This window comes from Streptomyces sp. NPDC000880 (assembly GCF_053599675.1).
The window spans coordinates 1-1,010 of the sequence record NZ_JBSFMS010000255.1; the positions used below are offsets into that span (position 1 = coordinate 1).

1 protein-coding gene is annotated in these 1,010 nt (G+C 67.6%); it reads left to right on the top strand.

From position 1 onward, the window contains the following. Positions 1–51: 51 nt before the first annotated feature. The coding region (locus ACWDO5_RS35750; RefSeq protein ID WP_450534685.1) for an IS1380 family transposase at positions 52–1,010 on the top strand (959 nt) is incomplete at its 3' end.

Sequence of the window (1,010 nt, forward strand, 5' to 3'; positions counted from 1 at the left end):
GATGGGAGTTACCACACCACCATCACGCACAATCAGCAAGGCACCTCGTAGATGCAAGTTTCCCACACCCCGGCGGCGGTCTCCGCTGCGTTCGACGACCGGAATCTGATCGCGTATGCGGGGCTGGTCCCGGTGATGCGGCTGGCCGAGCGGTGCGGTCTTTCGCGCCTGGTGGCGGAGAAGGTGAAGCTGCCCGGTGGGGGGAACGGGGCGGGTGCGGCGGCGGACGCCAAGGTCACGAGCATCGTGGGCGGGATGGCCGCGGGCGCGGACAGCATCGATGACCTGAACGTCCTGCGCCATGGTGCGATGTCCACGATGTTCGCAGGCGTCCGTGCTCCCTCCACGCTCGGTACATTCCTGCGCACGTTCACCCACGGTCACGCCCTTCAACTCCACGCCGTGCACCGCCGGTTCCTCGGCGAACTGGCCGCACACACGCCACTGCTGCCGGGCGCCGGTGCGAGGGCGTTCATCGACGTCGACTCCACTCATAAACGGGTCTACGGGCGGGCCAAGCAGGGAGCGGAGTACGGCCGGTTCAAGGGCATCCGCACACTGCACCCGCTGCTGGCCACGATCTGCACCCCACAATCGAGGCCGGTGATCGCTGCAGTGCGGATGCGACGCGGCAAGGCAGCAGACTCCCGCGGCGCCCCGAAATTCGTGAGCGAGGCTCTGGCCACCGCCGTCGAGGCGGGCTGCACCGGCATGCGGATCCTGCGGGCGGACTCACAGTTCTACAACGCCGGTGTGATCGCCGCCTGCCGCCGGGCCGGAGCCCACTTCTCGATCACCACCGGCATGAACCCGTCCATCAAACGGGCCGTCCTGGCCATCCCCGACGATGCCTGGCAGAAAATCAGTTACCCGAACGCGGTGGAAGATCCCGACACCGGGGAGCTCATCTCGGACGCCGAGGTCGCCGAGATACCCGCATACACCGCGTTCGCCAGCCGCAAAAAGAGCGAGCGGGTCACCGCCCGGCTGATCGTGCGCCGCGTCCGTGA